The sequence below is a fragment of the Cytobacillus solani genome (assembly GCF_006704205.1).
Lineage (GTDB): Bacteria > Bacillota > Bacilli > Bacillales > Cytobacillaceae > Cytobacillus > Cytobacillus solani.
The window spans coordinates 2,815,019-2,838,910 of record NZ_CP041305.1 but is presented as its reverse complement, the minus strand read 5'-3'; the positions used below and the strand labels follow the sequence as shown (position 1 = coordinate 2,838,910).

23 protein-coding genes and 3 pseudogenes are annotated in these 23,892 nt (G+C 35.4%); 8 read left to right on the top strand and 18 right to left on the bottom strand.

The genetic code is table 11. The features are described 5' to 3' along the window. Positions 1-53: 53 nt before the first annotated feature. The gene (locus FI644_RS14145) at positions 54-911 is read left to right on the top strand and encodes a TetR/AcrR family transcriptional regulator (RefSeq protein WP_053474553.1); all 858 of its coding nucleotides are present in this window, start codon (positions 54-56) and stop codon (positions 909-911) included. 377 nt (positions 912-1,288) lie between these two features. Here FI644_RS14145 and FI644_RS26340 read toward each other — a convergent pair whose 3' ends face one another. Next, on the bottom strand, positions 1,289-1,444 hold the full coding sequence (locus tag FI644_RS26340) for a hypothetical protein (protein WP_181758123.1): 156 nt from the start codon (positions 1,442-1,444) through the stop codon (positions 1,289-1,291). A gap of 205 nt (positions 1,445-1,649) precedes the next feature. Next, a complete protein-coding gene (locus tag FI644_RS14140; RefSeq protein WP_053474552.1) occupies positions 1,650-3,095 on the bottom strand; it encodes an alpha/beta hydrolase in 1,446 nt (481 codons plus the stop codon). Between the two features lie 829 nt (positions 3,096-3,924). Here FI644_RS14140 and FI644_RS14135 point away from each other — a divergent pair. After that, complete coding sequence (locus tag FI644_RS14135; protein WP_142108529.1) at positions 3,925-4,215, top strand: helix-turn-helix domain-containing protein; 291 nt, start codon at positions 3,925-3,927, stop codon at positions 4,213-4,215. After that, positions 4,212-5,096, top strand: coding sequence for an IS3 family transposase (locus tag FI644_RS14130; RefSeq protein ID WP_181758122.1), 885 nt, complete (start codon positions 4,212-4,214; stop codon positions 5,094-5,096). The genes FI644_RS14135 and FI644_RS14130 overlap by 4 nt, the downstream gene beginning before the upstream one ends. A 154-nt stretch (positions 5,097-5,250) precedes the next feature. Here the strand turns inward: FI644_RS14130 and FI644_RS14125 are convergent, their stop codons facing one another. The 4 genes from FI644_RS14125 to FI644_RS14110 all read right to left on the bottom strand — a co-directional run bounded on the left by FI644_RS14125 (position 5,251) and on the right by FI644_RS14110 (position 9,815). After that, positions 5,251-6,171, bottom strand: a complete 921-nt coding sequence (locus FI644_RS14125; RefSeq protein WP_053478227.1) for a phosphotransferase family protein — start codon at positions 6,169-6,171, stop codon at positions 5,251-5,253. Positions 6,172-6,511: 340 nt separating this feature from the next. Next, positions 6,512-6,742 (bottom strand): hypothetical protein, encoded by a 231-nt coding sequence (locus FI644_RS14120; RefSeq protein WP_142108527.1) that lies wholly within the window; start codon positions 6,740-6,742, stop codon positions 6,512-6,514. 231 nt (positions 6,743-6,973) lie between these two features. After that, complete coding sequence (gene ltrA, locus FI644_RS14115) at positions 6,974-8,302, bottom strand: group II intron reverse transcriptase/maturase (RefSeq protein WP_142108526.1); 1,329 nt, start codon at positions 8,300-8,302, stop codon at positions 6,974-6,976. Positions 8,303-8,984: 682 nt separating this feature from the next. Further along, positions 8,985-9,815 (bottom strand): glycerophosphodiester phosphodiesterase, encoded by an 831-nt coding sequence (locus tag FI644_RS14110; RefSeq protein ID WP_053474550.1) that lies wholly within the window; start codon positions 9,813-9,815, stop codon positions 8,985-8,987. Between the two features lie 638 nt (positions 9,816-10,453). Between FI644_RS14110 and FI644_RS14105 the strand changes: the two genes are divergently transcribed. Beyond that, positions 10,454-10,828: a TetR-like C-terminal domain-containing protein gene (locus FI644_RS14105; protein ID WP_142108525.1), complete on the top strand. Its 375-nt coding sequence runs from the start codon at positions 10,454-10,456 to the stop codon at positions 10,826-10,828. A gap of 113 nt (positions 10,829-10,941) precedes the next feature. Here the strand turns inward: FI644_RS14105 and FI644_RS14100 are convergent, their stop codons facing one another. Both FI644_RS14100 and FI644_RS26870 read right to left on the bottom strand, forming a co-directional pair. After that, entirely contained in the window at positions 10,942-11,814 is an 873-nt protein-coding gene (locus FI644_RS14100) for an alpha/beta fold hydrolase (protein ID WP_380000281.1), read from the bottom strand. Positions 11,815-12,360: 546 nt separating this feature from the next. After that, positions 12,361-12,519, bottom strand: a pseudogene (locus FI644_RS26870) (metallophosphoesterase family protein); the annotation flags it as partial. Between the two features lie 94 nt (positions 12,520-12,613). On the opposite strand from FI644_RS26870, the pseudogene FI644_RS14085 reads away from it, so the two are divergent. Beyond that, positions 12,614-13,621 (top strand): annotated as a pseudogene (locus tag FI644_RS14085) (DUF3231 family protein). A 117-nt stretch (positions 13,622-13,738) separates the two neighbouring features. On the opposite strand, the pseudogene FI644_RS26865 reads toward FI644_RS14085, so the two are convergent. The 4 genes and pseudogenes from FI644_RS26865 to FI644_RS14070 form a co-directional block, all read right to left on the bottom strand. Beyond that, positions 13,739-13,840 (bottom strand): annotated as a pseudogene (locus FI644_RS26865) (alpha/beta fold hydrolase); the annotation flags it as partial. A gap of 6 nt (positions 13,841-13,846) precedes the next feature. Further along, entirely contained in the window at positions 13,847-14,095 is a 249-nt protein-coding gene (locus FI644_RS26860) for a reverse transcriptase domain-containing protein (RefSeq protein WP_053474547.1), read from the bottom strand. A gap of 420 nt (positions 14,096-14,515) precedes the next feature. Further along, positions 14,516-15,115, bottom strand: coding sequence for a class I SAM-dependent methyltransferase (locus FI644_RS14075; RefSeq protein ID WP_231690013.1), 600 nt, complete (start codon positions 15,113-15,115; stop codon positions 14,516-14,518). Between the two features lie 722 nt (positions 15,116-15,837). Further along, positions 15,838-16,203, bottom strand: coding sequence for a DDE-type integrase/transposase/recombinase (locus FI644_RS14070; protein WP_053474546.1), 366 nt, complete (start codon positions 16,201-16,203; stop codon positions 15,838-15,840). A 288-nt stretch (positions 16,204-16,491) separates the two neighbouring features. On the opposite strand from FI644_RS14070, the gene FI644_RS14065 reads away from it, so the two are divergent. After that, positions 16,492-16,890 carry a RidA family protein gene (locus tag FI644_RS14065; RefSeq protein WP_053474545.1) on the top strand — a complete coding sequence of 133 codons (399 nt, stop codon included), beginning with the start codon at positions 16,492-16,494 and terminating at the stop codon, positions 16,888-16,890. Positions 16,891-17,073: 183 nt separating this feature from the next. Here FI644_RS14065 and FI644_RS14060 read toward each other — a convergent pair whose 3' ends face one another. Together FI644_RS14060 and FI644_RS14055 are read right to left on the bottom strand one after the other, a co-directional pair. After that, a complete protein-coding gene (locus FI644_RS14060; protein WP_053474544.1) occupies positions 17,074-17,643 on the bottom strand; it encodes a hypothetical protein in 570 nt (189 codons plus the stop codon). Positions 17,644-17,885: 242 nt separating this feature from the next. Continuing rightward, positions 17,886-19,709: a reverse transcriptase domain-containing protein gene (locus FI644_RS14055; protein ID WP_142108524.1), complete on the bottom strand. Its 1,824-nt coding sequence runs from the start codon at positions 19,707-19,709 to the stop codon at positions 17,886-17,888. A 624-nt stretch (positions 19,710-20,333) separates the two neighbouring features. Between FI644_RS14055 and FI644_RS14050 the strand changes: the two genes are divergently transcribed. After that, on the top strand, positions 20,334-20,507 hold the full coding sequence (locus FI644_RS14050; RefSeq protein ID WP_075209214.1) for a YjfB family protein: 174 nt from the start codon (positions 20,334-20,336) through the stop codon (positions 20,505-20,507). A 56-nt stretch (positions 20,508-20,563) separates the two neighbouring features. Here the strand turns inward: FI644_RS14050 and FI644_RS14045 are convergent, their stop codons facing one another. Continuing rightward, on the bottom strand, positions 20,564-20,854 hold the full coding sequence (locus FI644_RS14045; protein ID WP_172797668.1) for a YopX family protein: 291 nt from the start codon (positions 20,852-20,854) through the stop codon (positions 20,564-20,566). Between the two features lie 276 nt (positions 20,855-21,130). Here FI644_RS14045 and FI644_RS27145 point away from each other — a divergent pair, with 276 nt between their 5' ends. Then, positions 21,131-21,256: a hypothetical protein gene (locus FI644_RS27145; protein WP_256376260.1), complete on the top strand. Its 126-nt coding sequence runs from the start codon at positions 21,131-21,133 to the stop codon at positions 21,254-21,256. A gap of 68 nt (positions 21,257-21,324) precedes the next feature. On the opposite strand, the gene FI644_RS14040 is transcribed toward FI644_RS27145, so the two are convergent. The 3 genes from FI644_RS14040 to FI644_RS14030 form a co-directional block, all read right to left on the bottom strand. Next, positions 21,325-21,612 carry a tyrosine-type recombinase/integrase gene (locus FI644_RS14040; RefSeq protein WP_246067085.1) on the bottom strand — a complete coding sequence of 96 codons (288 nt, stop codon included), beginning with the start codon at positions 21,610-21,612 and terminating at the stop codon, positions 21,325-21,327. Further along, complete coding sequence (locus FI644_RS26855) at positions 21,501-21,986, bottom strand: DUF1064 domain-containing protein (protein WP_246067084.1); 486 nt, start codon at positions 21,984-21,986, stop codon at positions 21,501-21,503. Before FI644_RS26855 ends, FI644_RS14040 begins: the two co-directional genes overlap by 112 nt. A 322-nt stretch (positions 21,987-22,308) precedes the next feature. Then, entirely contained in the window at positions 22,309-23,886 is a 1,578-nt protein-coding gene (locus FI644_RS14030) for a SagB family peptide dehydrogenase (protein WP_142108523.1), read from the bottom strand. Between the last annotated feature and the right edge of the window lie 6 nt (positions 23,887-23,892).

Genomic DNA, 23,892 nt, shown 5'->3' with positions numbered 1-23,892 from the left:
TGATAATATGGTATAATAAAGATGTCAATAATTTTTTGAGGAGATAACAATTTATGAGTAAAAAAGAGAAAATCATTGAAGTAGCAAAACAGTTGTTTCGAACAAAAGGCTATCATGAAACTGCAATCCAGGATATTTTGGAACAATCAAAAGTTTCCAAAGGTACATTTTATAATTACTTCTCTTCGAAATCACAATTAATTCTTTATATTATTCAAAAAGTTGATGCAAAAGTTGAAGAGCAGCAAAACATGTTGTTACAAGAAGGAAATCTTTATGATAAACAAATTTTTTATTCTCAGCTTCGAGTAAAACACTCCATTTATGGGACTGAGAAAATTTCAGAGTTATATAATATTTCTTTGGGGGAAAATGATGAGGGATTACAGAAATATATGGCGGAGAGCCATTATAAAGAGCTGAATTGGCTAGCAGAACGCTTAATAGAGGTTTATGGGAATGAAATAGTAGAAAGCGCGATGGATTTATCCACCCATTTTATTGGAGGATTAGGTTATCAATTTAGGTATTCTGATCAAATGAAGCTGAATATTAATAGTTCTGATATTTTAGATTACAATATTTTACGTTTAGAGAAAAACATTGAAATAACAAAGCGAACTAATCAAATTCTCTTTCCATATAAATCGCCTAATGCAGTTGACAATCAAGAAAAAGCTAAGAGTAAAATCCAAAGATTACTTAATAAAGTGATAAATGATTATGAATTTTCACAAGAAGAAAAAGAAATAATTAGTTTTATTTTGGATGAAACTCAAAACTCATATATAAGATGGGGTGTTTGTGAAGGAGCTATTCGTCAATTAAAAATACTATCTTCCTCTCAATCAAGTTATGAACACCTATTTAATGAAGTATTTAACATCATTAAAAAACAAAAAAATATATAACTCATTAAAAAAGTAAATGTCATATTTCGGTCAAAGTATCAACAAAGTTCTTTCACATAACTTTGTTGACATATTGAAATTAAAAGCTAATATTAATAAAATTATCCGAAAATTACACTATTACATTTTTCTTTTTTTACCTTACAATAATCATTCAACACTTCCAAAAGCGAGACTCCCTTTTACTTTGTTCATCATTGAATATGATATTTTATGTATTGTATATGAATACAATTACCTCTCCACGATGTTGTAGAGAGGTAATTGTATGAATTTCCCACGATAGATTCAGCTATAGGTTCTGTGAAGCAGAACTAATAGTGGATTTGACTTTTCTCCACATTCGAGAATAAACTCGGGCCCATCTCCCAGACCATCTACCAATTGTAACCACAGCGTAACAACTGATCCGCACAATAGGCACTCAACTCATCTTCTATATAGTCCTCCTTTGTATGATACAACCGAATCAACTCACTGCTGTCCAACTCACGCAACCACATAATAAATGCCTTCCTACCTTCCCTACTCATTGTCCATTGCCTCCCATACATTAACCGAAAACCCTACAGCGGTTTATCCTAGTCGAATCCCGATCGTTTTTCCTTGGGTTGTATTTACATATTATGAAATGTAATATTAGGCAAAAGCTCTAATCTTTTTTTAAATGAGCATAAATATTCAAATTTCAATGGATTTTGATTGTTCATTTATATATCCACCTTTTTGACTTGGTTTTCATTCTATTGAAGAGAGTAGACCTATTTCAGGATAATTATTTGCTTTTTCCAAGATAAGACCACTTCCTTTTTCTAAGAGGAACTCATCAAAAAAGGCTAAGCTAAGTTCGTTAATAATTTTGTGTACTTTTCGAATGTCCTCACCTTTATTACACAGAAGAGGCGAGAATAGATGGAAGTCTGTGTAGCTCATATGAGATGTGTTGGAAATAACCATTGTAAATCCTTTACCCTTCGAGGCATTTTCCCGTCTTTCCTGACTTTCTTTCCAAAACGATTCATAGGAAGATCGTGATCTCCCACTAAGTGAAATGGCAGCATCTAAGGAAGCGTCAAAAATGGACTTATCGATACTTTTTTCTGCATTCATTTGCATGTAAGGTTTTGAAAATCCAACTGTTGGGATTGGTTCCCCATACAAGACTCCATCCATGTTCAAGGCTACTTTAATACGTGAATCTTTTAACAACATTTGGGCAGCTGCAGCACCACCATAAGAGTGACCAAACATGCCTATTTTCTCCATATTTAACTTACCATTAAGAAAAAACCCCATATCTTTGTCACTGTTCCACTCTTCTAATGTATCTAAGACAAACGATACGTCTTCTGTCCAAATTTTCATGTGCTGATCAAGACTTTCGAAGCCTGATAAATTATTTGGTTCCAACAAGACCTCTTTACCATTTGGAAATACTGTAGCTGCAGCATCGAAAACGTGATCAATCCCAACGACAATATAGCCGTGGCTTACAAGTTCCTCTATTTGAAAGGTATTTTGCTTCCGAAAACCTGTCATTCCATGAGAAAAAATAAGTATTGGAAAATTGTTATTATCGTTGGAAATCCCCAAATTTTTTTGAGCATGAGCTTTAACAAGATTTAGATGACTTAAAGTCCAAGCCGGAAATGAGAGTGCACGTTCAATTCCAGCTGTTATTGCCTTTACTTCTTCAATATACGGCTCAGATTGAAGGGAATTTGCTTCTTTACTTGGGTACCAAATTTGGATCATTAGTTCTCTATGTTTACCTTTATCTGAAGAACGCACTTCTTTCCTATTCTTATCAATTATGTGATAAGATTTGGTACCTATAAAGTATTCCCCTGTTGGTTTTTCAAATGAAAAGATAGGAAATAGAAGAGGTAATCCTACCATAACAACAATGTAAACAATTGAAAAACTACTTATCCCCCACTTCCAATACTTTTTTTTGCTTTTGGTAATAGCAAAAAGCAAATTTGTTAAAGTTAAAATTAATGGTGCGATATACCCCAAAAGCATTTGCCATCGATATCCTTCAATAATTATTTGCAGAGCCACAATAAGATAAAGTATAGCGAGGCCTATTATAATCGCATTTCGCTTTTCATTTTTGAATAAAAACATGCTTAAGAGTAAAACGATAGAAAAGAAAATAACTAAAATTTCTAAAATCCTCAAAATAAACTCCCCTTTTCTCTTAGTAGGTAAATTTCGATGGGGACATTTCTTCCTACTAATTTACTTTCAAAAAAATCTCCTTCAAAGCAACAATTCATGAGGGGAACCATCATTAAACCTTGATGTTGGTTTCCATAGTCAGTAAAAATGAATCGAATGATTATTGGTCACAAGGATTTTAAATTAAATAAAGAAAAATTCAGTAGTCGATACCAGGCAACTAAGAAAAGTTGTACATAAGTAGGGATGTGACAAAATTGTTAGTTCGGTTTAAAACAGCCATGATAGCCCCCATCATTAAGACACTAATATAACAGCCTTTTTAAATAACTACCTGTTAATAAATGTGTTAAATGAACTTTTGTTTATTTTTTTGAACGTGAGTACAAAAGGAGTTTAACTAATAAGCAGTTCTTTGTCAACAAGATAATTAACAAAATATGTTTTGTCCTTGTATAAAAAAATGGTTGTCTCGTCAATAATATTTGATACTTAATAGGCCTAGTGACAGGGTTACTGCTCCAGACCGCAAAGATGAAATGGTGTTACAAAAATACTGTTTTTTTTGGTAAAGGTGTGCATTAACATGGTAATAAGTTACTCGGCAAAACGGGTTCGTTTTCCCCAATCAGTCTGAAACAGGCTTATAAAAAATAGAAGATGAAACGTCTTGCACCCAGGATCAAGTCCCGTGGGGCTACATTCCATCCCGACTGCCGTTATAATAAGAACCTATAAAAAAGGTTAGCCAGTGATATGGTATGCTCCCCTTATAGTAGACACATTTAAAAAGGCGCATTAATCTGTCTACTAGGAGGGGGGATTTTTTATGGAGAAAAAAGCAGAGACTTATGATATATCGTTTAAGAAAAAAGCGGTGGATTTATATCATCAAAAGAAGAATTATTCAGCTGTTTCCAGAGAATTAAACATTCATCGAAAAAACATACAACGGTGGGTTAAACAGTTTAATGTAGATGGAATTGTTGGTCTTAGAGAGAAACGCGGAAGAAAAAGTGGGTCTGATAAAGTCTCTTCATCTACTATTGAAAATCCTCAAAAGAAAATCAAGCGATTAGAAGCTGAGAACGAACTATTAAAAAAGCTTTTAAAGATGTGAAAGGGGGACTTGATTTAGAACCTAGTATTCTATTTCAAATCATTGATGATTTATCAAATCATTCTATACAGCTGCTCTGCCATCTGGCTAAAGTATCAAGAAGTGGATACTACAATTGGGTAAAGCGTAAAGCATTTCCTTCGGAAAGGCAGATAGAGGATGAGATGCTAAAGCAGAAAATAATAGAATGCCATCAGAAATATAAGGGCATCTATGGCTATAGAAGAATACAAATTTGGTTAAAGAGGACCTATGATATTCACATTAATCACAAAAAAGTTCAACGGTTACTAAGTGAACTAGGTATTAAAGCCATTATCAGGAAGAAACGAATTTATTACGGAAAGAAAGAACCCTATCTTATTTCGAATAATTATTTAAATAGAGATTTTTACGCTTCTCGCCCTAATGAAAAGTGGGTAACTGATATTACGTACCTCATTTTCAATGGACAGAAACTATACTTGTCTGCCATCAAAGACCTATATAATAACGAAGTTGTTGCGTACCAAATTAGTAGACGCAATGATTATAAACTAGTCTTGGATACTCTAAAAAAAGCCATAAAAGGAAAGAATGTAAAGGGAATCCTTCTCCATAGTGATCAAGGATACCAATACACGTCCCATAACTATAATCAGCTACTTACAAGAAATAAAATGAAAGCTAGTATGTCTAGAAAGGGCAACTGTTGGGATAACGCTAGTATGGAAAATTTCTTTAGTCATTTAAAAACAGAATGTTTTAACCTGCATTCTTTTAAAACTTCACAAGAGGTTAGAAGGGCTATTAAAGACTACATTCTCTTTTATAACCACGAAAGGTTTCAAAACAAGCTAAACAGCCTGACTCCTATCGAATATAGAAGTCAGGCTGTTTAACTGCGCTTATTTTTTGTGTCAACTTGACAGGGGTCAGATCAGGCAGCAGAATTACGCCCTTAACAGATTCAAATTTATTGCACTTTATCGTCGTTTTCGTATTCACACAATATCATTTTTCTTCATTTGAAGAAAAACTCGTATATAATTACGGTCATCCTTTGTGGTTTGTATTCATTTCACACTGAATGAGTTCTACTGCTTCTTCAAACATCTCCCTATCATTTCTATTTAGTCCTTCTAATAATAGTGCCACGTTATCAGCTGTCAGGAAAAAAGAGAGCTTTTCGTCCTTATGTTGAACGTTTTCTTCCTCTCTCAGTTCCATCACTTTTTTAGTAAATGTTTCCCCACACTCTTCCAACAAATATAAATATTCATAATCAGGGTCACCAATCTTCATGTCACCAAAGTCGATGATTCCAGTTATTTCTTGCCTCTTTAGATCAAATAATAAATGGTCCATCGATAAATCAGCATGAAGGAGCTTAGGTGAATATCTGAAATGGTTTTTATCTTCTAGGTATGTTTCGAATCGAAAAGCAATATATGTTTGCATATCTTGATTGATTTTAGTAAAGGCTTTTTTCTTCACCTCATTGAAATTCTCTAAGTAATATTGATAGAAATTCGTTTCAGGTATATTTAAGTTTTTCGCCTGTTCAACACAGAATGAACTGATTTGATCCATAAACTCGGCGATTTGATGGGCGATTTTGTCCTTTGTTTCTGATGGTAATGAGCAAAATAGTTGTTCATCCATAGGCACTCCTGGCAATAATCTGTAGCCGACAAAGGGATAACCATTATCTTGTTTCCCACAATAAATAAATTCCGGTATTTTTAGAGAAATATGTTTTTTTAGGCTTGGTAACGCCTTTATTTCTTTTTCTGTATCAATAGATCCGTCTTTTTCCTTTGGAAATCGAAATACTATCTCATGATTGATCAGATAGGCACGACTCATCCAGCCCTCACCAAGTGGCATTATATGATTAATTTTCAAGTTCTTAAAATTACACATAATCATTTTTTTAACCCACTCAAACTCAGCATACTCGATACTGTTATCCATCTAAATTAGTCTCCTTTACTCGTATGGGCACTTCTACTTTCAATAAAATCCAACCTTTAATTCATCAAAACAAAATCCATGAAATATGATTTTTTATCTCTTAATATCTTGAAAAAAGTATTTCTCTCCAATCAGAAAACTATTACAAATATCCAAATTCTACACCTTTACTCAACATCCTGCTATTTAGCTTAATAACATATATATAATGGGTTTATTCAACAATCTGGCCCTTTAATAAAAAAGACGCGTTCCTAAATAAACGCGCCCGTTTGCTTAAATATGGACTATAACAAAAATGAATTATTTACCCTCAGCCTATCTACATTGCATCCATCATTTATACATAAAAAGAAAAAGACCACACAATTAATAACATACTTGCTAATCCCCACACCGTGGCTCCTACTATCCACCAAACAACGGGTTTAGTTGATGTCTGTTTGCCTTCCATACCGTCCTTGTTTTCTATTGCTAAAGCAACTCTTTCCTCCATGCTTTTTTTCATTGACATAAGGACAAAAAGTCCTACTACGATAAAACCAACCGTTATCCAAAGTAACAAATTCATTTTAACACCCCATTTCTTATAGGTTACTTTCTACCCCAGTTTTTCTAAATTATGTTGTAATTGAAACTTAGTCTTTTATTCCGTTAAATGGCCCTTTTCATGAACAAAGGCGCTTTCCTATTTCAGAAGTCGAGTAGAATGGAGCCTTTTTACCTTACGGTAAATTGTGCTCCAGACCCTCACAGAACCGTGCTTGCACTATTAATGCACACGGCTCCTCCTAGTCATCATTCACAGAATGTAGCTAATCTCTTTTCTTAAATTGTATATATTCACTTTAATTTTTGGTGAAGGTAGTGGATATTTATCAAGAAATAGTCTGAATTTGTCCCATGTAAAGGATTTCCTTTGACTTCTTCTATTGAGCCATTTAAACAGTAGTTCCTCAATTTTGCACTTGAAGTTGCTGACATTTAGGCTATTATCAGTGATGCAATAATAGTTGTAATAACCGATAAGCGAGCGTCGAAATCTATCCATGATTATATGGATATTCTTATTTCTATTCTTCTTCATCCATTCTTTAGATTCTTTTAATTTATTTTGGACTTTTTTTCTACTCGATTTCCGTTTCACCCAAAATTTCCCTTGTTTACTTTCCCCGCAATAGTGTGTAAAGCCTAAGAAATCAAAGGTCGCTGGTTTACTATTCCCCTTTTGTTTTGCATATTTCTCCGCAAACCGTCCAAAGGGAATAATTTTGGTTTTATCCTCAGCAATTTCCAAATTAAATTTCTTTAATCTAAGTTTTAATGATTGGAAGAACTCCTGAGCTTCGCTCTGATATTGAAAACAGCACACAAAATCATCTGCATACCTTACTATATATGCCTGTCCGTTGCATTGTTTCTTGACCTTTTTCTCAAACCATAGGTCGAGAACATAATGGAGATACACATTGGCTAATATCGGAGATATGACACCACCTTGCGGTGTGCCATTGTCTGTTTTGTATTTCTTTCCTTCCTCCATATATCCACCTTTAAGAAACCTGCCAATTATTCTTAGTAAGTTAGGGTCTGCAATTCGCAGTTTTAAGAACTCCATCATCCATTTGTGGTCAACGTTGTCAAAGAATCCTTTAATATCAACATCTACTACATAATTTACTGATCTCTTTTCAATATAGAAGTTCAGTATTTTCAAAGCATCATGGCAACAACGGTTTGGACGAAACCCAAAGGAACAGTCTAGAAAATCATTTTCGTAGATGGTGTTTAGTATCTTGGTAATGCCTTTTTGAACAATCTTGTCTTCGTGTTCCGGTATTCCTAATGGTCTTTTCTTGTTTGAATTGAGCTTTGGAATATACATTCTCCTGACTGGAACAGGACGATAACTTTTGCTTTTAAGTCTACTTACTAACACCTCTATATTTTCTTCTAAATTTTCACCGTACTGCTCCTTAGCTGTACCGTTAATCCCTGTTGCTTTCCTATTGGGTAGTTCATGATGACATTGAGCTAGTGCTTGCTTGTTTAATAGATGTGCAAGAGATGTAAACTTTATTTTAGGATCAGACTTTGCTAATTCTGCTATCCTTAGTAGTTTTGTTTCCATTTAAAATACCTACCTCTGTGTGTAGTAAATGTGTCTCTAGTAAGGGTGATAATTAGGTAGCAGCCTTTCCTCCATCGGCATTACCCAACTTCATTGGTACTACGCTGCTATCCGACTCCCTACAACGGCATTTGGTTTCCTTGCTTTTTATCGCTTGTACACCATACTCTTCTAAAAAAAAAAGAAAAGAAAAGACCGGTAGGGTCTCCTGAGTTGCCGTATCATATCAATGTATGACGTGCTAAGGTCTATGACTCCAGAGAGGTTTTATCATTCTTGCCTTTAACGAAAGATAAAATGTAGCTTTCTGCAGCGCTTAAAGCATCAGCCCTCTCGAACTACAATCATTATGGAGCTCAATCCCTTCAACCATTAGGCTTTCGGCCCGCCACCTCACTGTCTACGCTTAAAAACTAAAGTTACCTTTAGTCCTCCAAGACTCGTTACGAGCGAATGGCTAGTTCTTACTCGACGGGAATCCCACCCGTTATATGATACGACCTTGCTCAGCCGCACAAGCGCCCGATTGTCGAAGATCAAGATAATGATTATGATTTGCTACCTTATCCTTGTTTAACTAAACCACTCTTTACATTAAGTAAATTTCTGCATAAAAAAACAACATCAAGAATCCAAAAAGGAGTAGCAACTACCCCTTTTCTTAAACCCTTTTACAAAAATATTAATTTCTAGGATCTACATAATCCGGATAATCAGTGATGATCGCGTCAACCTTCATATCGAATAGAAAGTCTGCTGCTTCTTGACTTCGTACCGTCCATGATCCAATTTGCATACCAAGAGAGTGAACTTGATTCACTAATTCTTCTGTCACAATTCCATAGCTTGGGTTAAACCAATCCGCATAGGTTGAAAATTCTTGTAAAGCTTCCGTTGTTGTATCTTTAAGGTTAGAAGTTAATACACCGATTGGAACTTTAGGAAGAAGCTGGTCCATTTTTTTCATCGATTCAAAGTTAAAAGATTGAATAATGATTTTTTCATTTTGCGGTTTATCGAGATTTCGTTCTTTTAATGCTTCTGCCACTTGTTTTTCAATACCAGGGTAAAGCTCTGGGGCTTTTAATTCTATTAAAATTCCAACTTTTCCATGGTAACGATCAAGAATCTCTTCAAATGTTGGAATTGGTTCTCCTGCAAATTGTTCCCCTTTCCAACTACCTGCATCAAGACTTCTAAGCTGTTCAAATGTTAAATCCCCTACTTTTCCCGTTCCATCTGTTGTACGATCTACTGTTGTATCATGGATTACTACTATTTCACCATCTTTACTTCTTTGAACATCGATTTCAATATAATCGGCTTTCATCTCAACTGCTAGATCAAAACCAGCAATTGTATTTTCAGGTGCGTACCCTGTTGCACCACGGTGTGCTACATTATCCACTTGCTTTCTTTCGCCCACTGTTGGTTCTTCTGCAAACGCCTGACTGAATGGACTGAATAACAACGAAAAGGCCACCCCAGTACCAATTAATAATTTTTTGCTCATTTTCTCCATCTCCTATCTAAAAAATATGTATTCAAATATATTCTAGGAAAGGAATGTTGAACCAGTATGAAGATATATTTATAGCTTAATAAAGATTGTGTTAACAAAATCCGATCTTTTTCCTTACGTTTTTTTACAAATCTACTAATGGAATTTATAGAATAGAAATACTCTACTACACCATTTTACTCAATAATAGTACATGTGATATAAAACATCATGACAAATTCATGTATAAAGCTTCTCAATTGAGTGAAGCTTTTTCCTCTTAAGCAGTAATTATTTTCATCAAATAAGATTATTTTATCAGGAACAGCCAAATCAAAAGAAGAAATTTGTGTCACTCATATCGTCGATAATATTCAACCTAATTTTTCATTATGATTTTCTATCTCGATTTCCCTGGCTGCTTGATACCGACCTTTATGGTATGCTTGGACATTTTGTTCATCTGAAGGTTTTGGACCTGAGTGTAACCCAAAGTATTATTTATCATACATGAAACTGGCCCTTAAATGGAAAATGAGCACTACACTTAATTCAAGGATAGCGCCCGATTGTCGAATAACTTATCTCTAAAATTAAACATTTTTTAACATCGAATTTAATTTACAATTTCATTATTTGATCCGACCCGAATGGCTAAACAAAACTTTCCAGGACTTATGGCGGCAGTTGAATCCAATAAACCAACTCTAGCACCAAACCCATTTGCAATTTCAATGCTTGAGTATATAAATAAAAATCACGGATTTATGAAAGCTATGTTTGGTCCAAAAGGAAATTTAACTTTTCAATCAAGAATAAAGAACTTCTTGTGGAAAACAATATTTAAGGAGAGGCCAAATTCAATTATTAGGGAAGAAGATTTATTTAGCATCTTATATTGCATCTGCCCATATCAGGGCGATTTAGTAGTGGTTAGAATGTGGCAGGAAAGAGTCTCCTCAAGACATGGCTCGTATACTATCGACCATTACAGTAAAATGATCCCCTCTTTGCAGCTGCTTTGAAAAGTAAGTAAGTCAGAATAAAGGACAACACCATAAAAATAGGAATTGTCCTTTTTTAATAATATTTTTTCAACCTAAACTTACCCAATAATAATATTTAAACATTCAACTCATTAAAAAGCATTTAAAAAATCATTAACGTTTTGGCTTATTTCCTCAGAATGAGACCAATGTAGATAGTGATGTCCCTCTAGGACAATGAGCTTATTAGAAGGTACATGGCTTAATTGCGTCCGATAAAAAGATAAAATGGTTTTCCCATCTTCCGTCACTTTGTCATCTTTCTCAGTAAATATCATAACAGGGATCTCTGGAGGAAATGACATTTCAATCGTTTTTTCGATATTATGATTTATTTCATTAACTTCATCAACTATATTTTTGTTACCTAATTTCCAGGCAGAAATACTTTTAGTTATCTTTAAATTTTCATCAGAATAAATCCCTTTATTCGCATTTGGAAGGTACTCCTCTGGATTCATATATACTGCTAACCTTGCAATTCCAGTGGGGGCTAACATGCTCAAATATTGAGGCATGGTTGGGACAGATTCGTTAAAATACTCCACCACTTGAGGCAAAGTGCAATCAATTCCTATGATGGCTTTAATTTCATTAGGGTATTTATTGGCATAATACATACTGTAAATGCCAGAAACGGAGTGGGGCATTAATATGTATGGTCCTTCTATATTGGCTTTATTAAGTGCTTCTCTTATTTCCTCTACGATGTTTTCAACTGTTCGTTCCTTATTGGTGGTATCACTCCATCCGTATCCGAAAGTCTCTACCACTACTATTCTATTATTCTTCGCCATTTCATTCATTAAAGGTTCATAATCCAATGCAGGTGCTGCGGTACCGGCGCCACTTAATAAGACTATGGTGTTTTTACCTTCCCCCTTTGTATATACATGCATTTTCTCACCGTCCACCTCAACTAATTGACCTAACGGAAGATATTTATTTTGTTCATATGCAATCATAATCTGATTAAATATAATCCAAATACAAAATATCGCTGTAACAATTAATAAAACATTTCTTATAAAAAGCCAAAATCTTACCTTTTTCCATGTTCTCACTATTTCCGCCTCTTTCTGTAATAAGTAGTAATATCAGATATACCGTTTTTTTTCAATAACTATTTAACATTTTATATCTCTTTTTTAAAATCTTATTTAAGGAAAGTTTAATTATAGTTTAAGTTTATCCTGGAGCCTTTCGGACCTGCATTAAACTTAGACCAACATTTGAAAATGTTATCCAACAATCTGACACTAAAATAAAAATAGGCACTTATCCTTGTTCAAGGATAGTGCCCTATAATAGATCTATTCGGTTCTCCAATTTTTGTTACAATCATACGATCTTGGTCTTGTAAAGTGGGTTCCATTGAAGAAGATCAACTACAATGTGTGTAAAAAAAAGCTCGAATAATAAAAGCTATTATTATCGCAATAAGAAGTGCCTTACCCACTCCCAAATCCCATTTTTTACTTTTATCGTTTTCCTGTCTCAAGCATTTCTCGTTATAAGTCAATATAAGCAAGTTTATTACTAATAGCGTTTTTTAATTTCTTTTTTACACCATAGGAAAATTTTTTAAATCTCACTTCAGCAATCCCCGTCTCATCAATTTCAAGAATTGCATATTGAGCTCGAAGGTCAGAACGTAACTTTTCTTTCTTTCGCTTATTCTGCAGAAATATGAATTGAAGAATAAGTTGTTTTGGTATGAGTAATACTTAAATTAGAAAATCCAGTTTTAAGAGGAGATTTTAAATGAATACAAAACATACTGTAGGTTTATCATCAACAGAAATTGCAGGATTATGGGCTACTTATTTAAACGATAGCTTGTCAATCTGTCTCTCTAAGCATTTCCTGCAACAGTCTAACAATGAAGAAGTTAAACCCATAATTAAACTAACATTAGATATATCACAAAAACATATTGATGAAATCAAGAATATTTTTGAAAAGGAGAATTTCCCTATTCCTAACGGATTTTCCGATGAAGACATTGATCTTTCAGCTCCACCTTTGTTTTTTGATTTATTTCCTGTAAGCTACGTTTACGGGATGAGCCGTATGGGTTTAATGACCTATAGTATGCTAATTTCTAATGTTGCCCGCGAAGATATTCGCTCCTTCTTCTCTAAGTGTTTAACTTCCACATTGGATCTTTATAATACATCAGTAAATCTAATGCTTTCTAAAGGGATATACGATCGCCCAACAATGATTCCTTATCCCGACAAAGTTGAATTCGTTAAAAAGAAAGAAACATTTTTATCCAAGTGGTTCGAAAAGAAACGCCCTTTAAATGTTCTTGAACTATCTGAAATATTTTTTAACATTGAAAGGAATTATTTTGCTTTAGTCTTACTCACCGGATTTATTCAAGTTGTAAAGGATAAACAAATAAAAAAATTTTAGATAAAAGGAAAAGAATTAGCTCAAAAGCAAATCCATTTCCTTAACCATACTTTAATCAAGGAAGATCTGCTTGGAACTATAATGGTTAACTCAGAAGTATCAACTTCTACGGTATCTCCTTTTTCAGAAAAGCTCATCATGAACCTTGTAACTATACTCAATACGCAAGGAATAACCTATATTGGTCATGCATTAGCTACATCAGCACGTATAGACCTTGCTACTGAATATTCAAAACTAATTCCTGAAATATTGCAGTATGGGAAGGAGGGCACCGAAATTTTAATAGAAAGGGGATGGATGGAAGAACCACCACATGCTCCGAATAGGAAGGAATTGGCAGAAAGTTAGGTATAAATTAAATCAAGGGTCTCAACGATCACTTGATTTAATTTATTTGAAGCAAAATTTCCCGTTGAACAGGCTTTATCAAGAGAAATCAGTCCTTTTTCCATTCTCCTTCTTTAATTAGTAGACTTCCGATTCAAGTCTGTTTAACCAGTTATGAACTAATGCATTAAATACATCAGTTTGTTCGATTTGTAGGTTGTGACCAGCCATATCAAGAACTAAGCTTCATAATGGTTTATCGTCGATTCTTTTCGTTAATGTACTCATAAGTCTGTCATGGTTAACCTTGTCAAAGAACTTTTCCAGGTCCATATCTACTACCCATCTGTAACCTTCTTTGATATTCTTTTGCTTTCCACATCGCATCATGACTACTTCGATTTGGCCGAAAACCATAACTATGTGCGGGAACATTGGGTCATATATCTTCGATAACACTTGGGCGATTGCTTGTTGTATCAAACGGTCTGTCACGGCTGGAATACCTAGTAACCGAACGCCGCCATCAGGTTTCGGAATTTCGACTCTACGGACAGGCTTTGTACGGGCATCTCATCCACACCATGGCTTCCTTTATTCTTTTCTACTCGCTTTAATGCTAGAAGCTATTCTCCCGTGACAGGATTTGATTCAAAAGCATTGTTATTCTTCCTTCCGTGAATAGCTTATCTTCTTATGCAAAGATCACTCCTCCCTCCAAGAGATCCCCCACGGGATTCACCATTTCCTTTCTCAAGTAAGGTACTACGTTTTCCACGTTTGCAGTAGAAGGAAACTATATTTTTTTAGCGATACAAAACATTTCAGCAAAATCATTTACAATAGTTTTGGCAGGATTATTTTTTAAATCGTATCTCATTCTTTCTAATCCTTCCTCATAGTCCTTATCATTAATTAAAGTAAGTACGGAAATACTCTATTTTCAGCGTAACTGAGGTAATCCATTACCCTTATATTTTCCATCCTATACTCAACCTTTAGAATTACTTCTAAGCCTCTTGAGTTAAGCTCACTAAAGATAACCTCCTTCTGCCAATATCTCTTTAAATCTTCAAAATAAGCAGTTGGAAAGTAGTGATAAACCCACCATTTAGGCATATTATGAATTGCGATATTATGTAATTTATAGATACCGCCTTTATTTAAAACACGATAAATCTCATTTAATGCTTGTCCTTTATCGCTATAATGATGGAAGGCATAGTTATTTGAAATAAAATCAAAAGTCTCTGAAACATAAGGCATATCCACTACATCAGCTTTAACAAATTTTACATTTTGCACCTTTTCATTAGCCTTATTCAACATTTGTTCTGATAAGTCCAGTCCATACCACTTTATGTTGAGTTCTTCAAAATAATTTATTTGTTTTGCCAAGAAAAGACCTGTTCCGCAGGATAAATCTAATACATGATATTCAGATTTACTATTGTTTTCAATGTATTCCTTTAAATCGTAATCGAATCTCATTGCTTCTGTATTGGTTTTTATCATACTTTTCAGCGATTTTGGTGTAATTAGTTGTTTTCATATTCGTCTCCCTTATCCTATTTCATGAATATTCAAACTTTACTTTACCATAAGTTACTAATGCCATCTTCAATTAAACTGCCACGTTAATTTAAGTTCATTTCTTACATTCCCAACTAATATTAACATAAATATCCAGTTCATTTTAAAGGTGTTATTCAACAATCTGGCCCTTTAATTGAGTAACATGCTAGGGAATTCTGAGCATCTACAAAAGTAAAAAAGTGAATTCTGTATAATTAATACAATATTTTGATCCATATTTTTTATAAACGATCATACTTAATTATGACAAGCTTTTTTACAATGCCACAATCCACAATAAGATCACTTAGTTCAACCAAAAAAGTTCTAGTTGATCTTTTTAAATGGTTAGCTCAATAAGAAAAATGGATTGCTGTCATAATTCCTTTCTTCAACATTACCTTCAAGAGAAAAGTGTGCACGAATGTGTGCACAGACTTAATTTTTTTATTTTATCTAGATTGTCCTAGATTTCTTTTAGTAGCCATCAAACCCTTGATATACAAGACTTAATTAATCTACATTTATCTCATTTAACCCAGTTTATTTACTTGAATCCCGCTGACAGCGTAGAGGTCAGGGGTTCGAGTCCCCTATGTTCCACATACGAAAAACCCTTGTGTATTGAGCTGACCCGCGAATATGGGACTTTAAAAAAACACCTATGCTACCTGTCGTCCGTATTCGATTGGAGCCAGGTAGTTTAATTTTGCCTGTATTCGTTTTTCGTTATAGTAACACATATATTGATTCACAATCTCTATTACTTTAATATTAGTGTTAGAAGATCTTCTATGGTCTTTGAATCCTTCCGACTTTAGCGAGGAGTGAAAGGATTCGATTACGGCGTTATCATGGCAGTTTCCTTTGCGAGACATGCTTGTGATAATGCCTTTTTCTTTTGCGAAATTTTGATAAGCATAGGAGGTATATACCGATCCTTGATCACTATGCAAAAGGACATTTTTTGGTCGACGTTTATTTAATGCCTCTTTTAACGTACTTAACACAAAGTTTCTTTCTGTCAATTTAATAATCCTGCTCGTTGGCTGATGAAGAAAACAAATCCTATCTTGTACAAACTTAAATATTGTATTAATAATCTGATATAGTTTATACTTATTTCTAATAAATTACCTTATTAAGTAAAGAAAGGAGTATCCCAGATCATATGAAGAAAAAGTCGCTAAGCTCTTTATCAATTGGATATGGGTACTCAACTGCTGTTTTTTTCTAGAAGTCATTTTAAGGGGTGAAGTGTGTCCAAAAATGACTTTGAGGTACACAGCAGTAATACAAAATAGTGAGGTAATTAAATGAACGTTGAAAAAATTATTAGAAACAATCCTGTTGGGATTCCTGAACCAGTTGGGAAATATACTCATATCACCAAAATACCAAGAAATGCAGAACTTTATGTGACATCTGGTCAAATAGGAATTGACAAAAATGGTTTAATTCCAGATGATATGAACGAACAAATTGGGAATACTTTTGAAAATATACAAAAAGTATTACAATCTGATAATTTATCTCCTGATAATATTATCAAGGTTAATATTTGGGCTACTGAAAATATTGATTGGCAATATTTTGATTCTAAGTGGGAAAAATTATTTGGAACCAATTATCCTGCAATGACAATTGGTTATATTGTAAAATTAGGGTTACCAGAAATAAAGATAGAAATCGAAATTTGGGCTGCTAAAATTTAAAATAATACACTTCACCTAAACCTACGCATTTACTCCGTTTATGCGTAGGTTTTATTAATTCACATAAACTGATCTGTCATTTTGTTTCGCTAAATACTCGGAATGTGACAACCCTAACCAAACTTTAAATAATATTTTTGGGTTCTTTATAGGTTTAACTAATCTCTTTCTCAATGACCATATTTATGGTCCGATACGATTTACAGTAAACGACGCAGATCTATATCGAGCACTACCAGCCTCAGATACGGCCCTTATAAACACCGTTTCTCCTGCAATTAAATTTGTTTGAACTGTCCTTCCTATCGTGGTATTCATAATAATATCTCCTTGTATGTTGCTAATAAAGGTATCGAATCTGGATCCTACAATCATTCCTGTAGAACTGCCTTCAATCCAGAATCCAACGGATTCTCCGGATTCTAGCAATACAGTGATGTCCGCGCTAATTTCATAAACACCATTTATTTGGATAGCAATAGTATTCGTTGCGGGATCTGGCACTGTATTTAAACTAGGTCCAGCAGGTGGATCAAACTCTATTAGTCCACCAAACATAACTTCTCTAATTGTAATATCCCCATACAATGAACCGAATGCAGGAGTAACTCCTGGGCCTTGAATACCTTGAGGACCTTGAATACCTTGAGGTCCCGGTGGACCTGGAGGACCAATTAATCTTGGCAGCTTTGGCGGTTTTGAACCCGGACTAAGTGGACAGCAACCCTGAAAAGGTTGGTTATTATTATCCATTGAAAATCACCTCATAAAATTTTAATCTTATAAATATATTATGTTTGTGAGTATGGCTGGGATTGGACAACTGTTAAACTTGTACAACTAACTACCTTTTCCTGATTCTGCCATTTCACTTCGCAGTTTTCGTCTAATGGTAGGATAAGCGCCCAGCGCCTTGTCATATTGCTATGATAGGTTTCCAAACGCTCTCCTCCGAACCGTACGTACACCTCTCGATGTATACGGCTCTCCATTTGTCAATCTAGTCTTCCAGCGTGTAAGTCTACATGGCACTCTTTACACAGTGTCATGGTTTTTCTTCTTCTCGCTATCATATTTTGCTCCCATAACTTTTTGCCTTTAAGGTCTTTTATTTTCCTCACATGGTGAACTTCGATGGGTACGTTCTCAGCTCCGCACCATTCACATTTATTCGCAAGCAGGCGCTCTACTAAGCTAGTCCTTCCACCGTACATAGCTGTTTGCTCTCTAAAATCCATTCCTTCTTCTCTTAAAACGGATAGGTTGTATTTAAAACCTTTGCTATAAAATAGTCGGATTTTAACACCCTGTTTGGTTTCAAATTTTACACCCAAATCCTTATGAACTCTGTATTTACTAGCCATTTTACCTACCGATGACTTATATTTCTGAGCCATTGTTCTAAGAAAGCTAAATTTCATTACATAATAATAGCTATGAAGATTGCTAACATTGAAAGCCATTCTGTAATAATTATATAGTCCTTCAAGTTCGCTGTTGTACGTACTGATTATTTCAATATCTTCAAGATTACTTAAGTAGGTACGGTGTATTGGCTTCCAGATATGTCCGAAGGACACTCTAAGCGCACCTAGAGATAATAATTTGTTAATCCATTTCTCTCTAGGTAGACTGAGATAGCATTTACCTTTTGCAGATTTGCGAGTAATTTTCTGTCCCTTGAAAGTACCTCCTTTGAGGGATTCATCCTGCGAAATCATGATGTCATATCCTAAGAAACGTGCTTTCTTCTTGTTATGGGTAATTAGGGTTTTCTCTTGTGATAGCTCTAAGTTAAGCTTTTCCTTTAGATATCTTGTTAGGTCTTCCTTAACCTTTTCGGCGTCCTGTTTACTTCCTATAATTCCTATAAGGAAATCATCGGCATATCTTACGTACTGTATTCTTCGGAAATTAGGGTCATTCTGAACCGTTCTCCGCATAGTACCTCGTAAGTTGTACAGGTTTTTGATTTCCTGTTTGTAATTAAACCTATTTTCTTCCGTAAGATTTTGCCATTCGTTGTGAAGTGTTTTCTTGAGTTCATGTATTTTTTTGCTTATTTTCATGTACTCCTTATTAGCTGCTCTTTTGGTTCCTTTATCGAAGGAAGCTTTATATTCCTCGATATAAATGTCCAATTCGTTTAAATAGATATTAGATAATATTGGGCTGATTATCCCACCTTGTGGGGTTCCACTGTATGTTTGGTGAAATTTCCAATCCTCAAGATAGCCAGCTTTTAAGAACTTCCATATTAGATTAATAAACTTTTCGTCCTTTATTCTTTTGCGAAGAATGTTTATTAAAATATGGTGGTCAATATTATCAAAGAATCCTTTGATGTCACCTTCTACAAACCACTTTGTATGTGTTAAAGTATTTTTACATTGTAGAAGTGCTGTGTGACAGCTTCTTCTTGGTCTAAATCCATGTGAATTGGGTGAAAAAGCAGGTTCATATATCTCTTCCAATAAGTTTCTAACTACCTCTTGAACAAGCTTATCTTCAAAAGACGGAATTCCTAGAGGTCTTTTTCCTCCGTTACTCTTGGGAATATACACACGTTTTGCAGGCACTGGACTATAGGTTTGATTTCTTAGGCTCTCGATAATACGTTCAATTCTTTCAATGCTCATACCATCAACTGTCTTTCCATCAGAACCAGCAGTCATATTCCCTGTTTTGGCATATATTTTCCCATAAGCTTTGAGAAAAAATTCAGGATTGTATAGATTCCTATACAAGCGTTCAAATTGATATCCTTTTATTTTCGCTTTGGAAGATAGAGTGTTTAACACTAATATCGGATTTCTCATAATGCCTCCCGCATTGACCCATTTTCGTATCAAACTCGACAAACTGTTTCCCTTCGCCATGTAATAGGCTTTCCCTATCTCAGACTACTACGGAAACTCCGTTACCCTATTGGATATTCAGATACAACTATCATAGCCTCAAAAGGCTTTCCAACTTAGGTAATCCCCATTTAGACAGATAAAAACATAGCTTATTGTAATGTCGGAAGTGACTTTCGTCTGTTTCTACTGATGGTAGATGGAAGAATATGATTCACTTGGTTTGGTGCAGTGTTCCAACACCTCCCCCATATTCTCATGAAGTTTCAGATTCCATTCTTCATGCGCAAGCATCATCGTCCTTAGACTATCATTCAAGCAGTATAGCTTTCTTCCTTATTTACATATTTCATCTAGCCATTCAGTCGTGACGTAGAATCTCGCCAACTTATGGCATTATTCACCATGCTACACTCCCCGTCTGGTTTCCCTTTCGGATAAGATGATTGATGATAGGTATAGATTGTGAATTTTAACCTACGCTGTTGCCACACAGCGAATTCTTATCTGCCCTTATGGGCGCACAACACTTTGCTTATTTAATTTCTCGAAACCTATCCGATATATTAAAAAGAGGTGAATATTTTGGATATTGCAGCATTATCAATTGGAATGAATCAAGCTACACTTAAACAAAATGTTAGCATTGCTCTGACAAAAAAAGTCATGGAGTCTACAGAGCAAAATAGTGCTGAATTAATTAAAATGTTAGAAGCATCTCATCCGACTTTAGGTAAGTCAATTGACTTAAAAGCTTAAGATTAGAAAATGCATTCAACTAAGAGTGCATTTTCTTTTTTTTGAAACATCTTAATTCAAGAGTTGATTAACTCCGGATTTTCGTAAATGTTTCCGATGACTTCCATATCACGATTAGCAACAACCCAACCATCTTTATCTTCACTGCTGCTCAATCGTTCTAATTTGTTATAACCGTGGTAATTATATGGAACGGTAAATCCTGCATACCATTTCCCAAAAACCACTTGACCGATTGCATAGAACTCCCCGATTTCTCTGTCTTTAAACTTCTTTTTGATTATATCCCCCTCATAAATCTCCTTGCCGTTCTTGTCTCTTAGGCCTGAGTACTGCCTTAAAATCACATCGCCATATTTACCATCTAAAGAAAAGTGGCACCAGTCCCCCTGTTGACCGTCAAAATTCCCTACCACTGTATTGTCATTAAAATTAATTCAAATAGGATTAAAGTGTTCGCCAGTCGGCTTATAGATTGCATCAAATTTTATCTCACGCACCTTCATTCCTCCTAACTACTGTGTCGATTAATACACTTTATTGTCTGATTTTTACGAAATATTCACCCTGATTTATTACCAACATTTGTTATAATTAGTTAGTAATTGAAAAGGGGTGAAACTATGAAGAAAAAACTATTTTACATAGCTATCGCATTAGGAATATTGTTATCTTCTACTGCTTTTACTTCTGGTGCTTCAGCAGCATGTGGAAGTCATGTTGGCAACCACAAAATTTGTGGACCTTGATTCTTGTTTGGAGCGCTAAATTTCTTAGCGCTTTTTAACTTTCAATGTTAATAAACATAATACAAAATCTATAAACTAAACCCATCAACAGCTTCATCCATAATGTCCTGGTTAATCCCGATATACCTCATTGTCACCGCAGGACTACTATGGTTAAATATCTGCTGTAAGACCGCGACATCCTTGTACTTTTGGTAAAAGTGATATCCAAACGTCTTTCTAAGGGTGTGAGTACCTATCTCACTTATACCAACCTCTTGAGCTGCAGCATTGAGAATCTTCCATGCCTGAACCCTGTGTATGCGGTCCTGACCTCTTCTTGACTGGAAAAGATATGCTGCTGTGTTCTTATCAATCGTAAACTTGCTGATATGTTGCTGTAGTTCGTTATTGATCTTAAATACACCTCCACAAATTGGACATTTTTATATTTCAAGAGAGTAATTGAATCCATGTACTTTAGTTCAAAAAGTTTTTGCTTGATTGCGAATTCCTTTGTGATTACACCTTTTTTATCAATTATTTGGGTACTGCCATCTAGGTTAGTTACTTCAAAGTCTGCAATATACTCAATCTTCCGATAAGTTTTTCCATTCTTTTTGAAACTATCTTGAAGTAGGTACCTTGGCTGCAACTTGAAATCCTTAATTTGCTTTGCATGCTTTTTCCACTTTAATTGGTTGTAATAAATGGCTTCTGCCCGTGAATCATACGTGATCCCATCTACCATTGTTTTTTTATTTCCGTACTTAGGTGTTGATTGGATAATGTACCTTCTTTCCCATATAAAAAACACCCTTCAGAAGTATCGATTAGTTACTAACTAAATACGATACAGGGGGTGTTTTTTCCTTGTCTCAATTTACTGGGTCACTCTACAAAGCAAGGGTTTTTTCTTTTTTTACTCTTCTATTTTTTTGTGATTATCAAGTTGTCGCCGAAGTAAAATTTTTGCTATTTTCACTCCGCATTTCCGACTTATTTTAGAACATTTAGTATTAATGGAGAAACTTGAGATGGTACGGGAAAAGGGTTGATGCGTTTGAAGTGAATTAGCTGTGCAAACTTCCCCTCAGCCAAGGACGAGATCGATAGGGACCAATTGGGATTTGGATTAGGCTGGTCTTTCCTTGTTGATCCATTTTATAGAGTTCATCACTTAAATTCGCGTCAAATCCAAGAAGCGGGTGCCCTCCCATCCCGAGAGCTGAAGCGGCCAAAAGCAATCGTTGCACGAGCATGCCTGCTTCCATCTGTTGGATTCGATATCCCCTGTATCCTAGTTCTTTTTTATAGAATTCTTTGTCACCAGCCACATGCAGGCAAAGTGGTACTTGGAGCAAATTCACATTATCCAGAGACATTCCAGTCTGCAAATGGAGTCGATGGTCTCCTGGGCAAATTTCTCTTAACATGTGTTCTGTACTGTCATAATAGTACGCCCCATTTGAAATACCTTCAACATTATATAAACAGCTGTAAATTGTTACACGAGGGAAGGAACTCCTATATGCTTCATCTAAATCATTTCGGTATGAAAAAGAAGCTGTAGCTTCTAGGAGAAGGGCGGCCAGTTGTTGTTGACTCACCATTCCCAAAACGAAATCCATGTCGGGAGAAAATCGGTTTCCGCAGGCCTCGGCCAGATCATACGACAGAGGCTCTATATGAGGTAATACCACTGCGGGATCCACACGTTCCGCAATTCCCCTCCCCTCCATCACCCGAAATGCCCATGTGGAATTCAGCTTAGAAGCTTCGTTCATCGCAGTTATCATCGGATATTCTCTGACACTAAGTGACCGCTCGAAATGTTCTGGGTGAATCGCTGGCAGCTCTTGTCTCAATTCCTCCGATATAACATTTTCGTATAGTCCCCTTCCGTTAGTAGACCAGTTAGTGGTTTCCACCGAAAGTGGGATTACACTATATACGCTCTCCTCCTGTTCGGATAATCCAAGAAGATGATTGATTGCGGTATCAAGAAATTGAAAGTACACCCCTGAGGCGAAGCCAAACCGTTTCGCTACCTCCATTAACTGTCCAATCAGCACACCCGCATCCAATCCTTGGAGTCGGTACGCAAAATTGTTGTATTTAAAGAAATTTTTCCAGAACCTTGTCGACACAAAGACAATACCAAAACACGAGGAGATGTCACACCGATTGCCCAGAGCTCTTGCTATATAGGAATCAAAATTCCCTTCCCGCAGCAATACCAGGCTATGGTGTGCTGCATCATAATGATAAACTCCATCAAGGAGTCCCTCTACTTTCAAATACACGTACAATTCGTTAGGGTACAACGCTCCACCAGAAGGAGCAAACCGCCGATACGACTGCAAAGGGTAGGAATCTTGCTCTGTGGAATCCATCGGAAAGACTGATTGGCTCAATTGAGTAAAACCGAATACATACCAGAGAAAATGACCAACTCTATTAAGATCCAGTCTAGCCGGAGGTTCTCCTCCCGTAAGCGTCAGCGGTACTTCCGCAGACAATGGAACAACCGGTAATCCACTGTAGAGTTTATATGCAAGCGGTGCATCCTCCCAATCCGCTTCCCAGTTCGGCTGATTTGCTTTATCAATATCAAAATGCAGATTGTGCAGAAATTTTTCCAGACTCATTCTCTA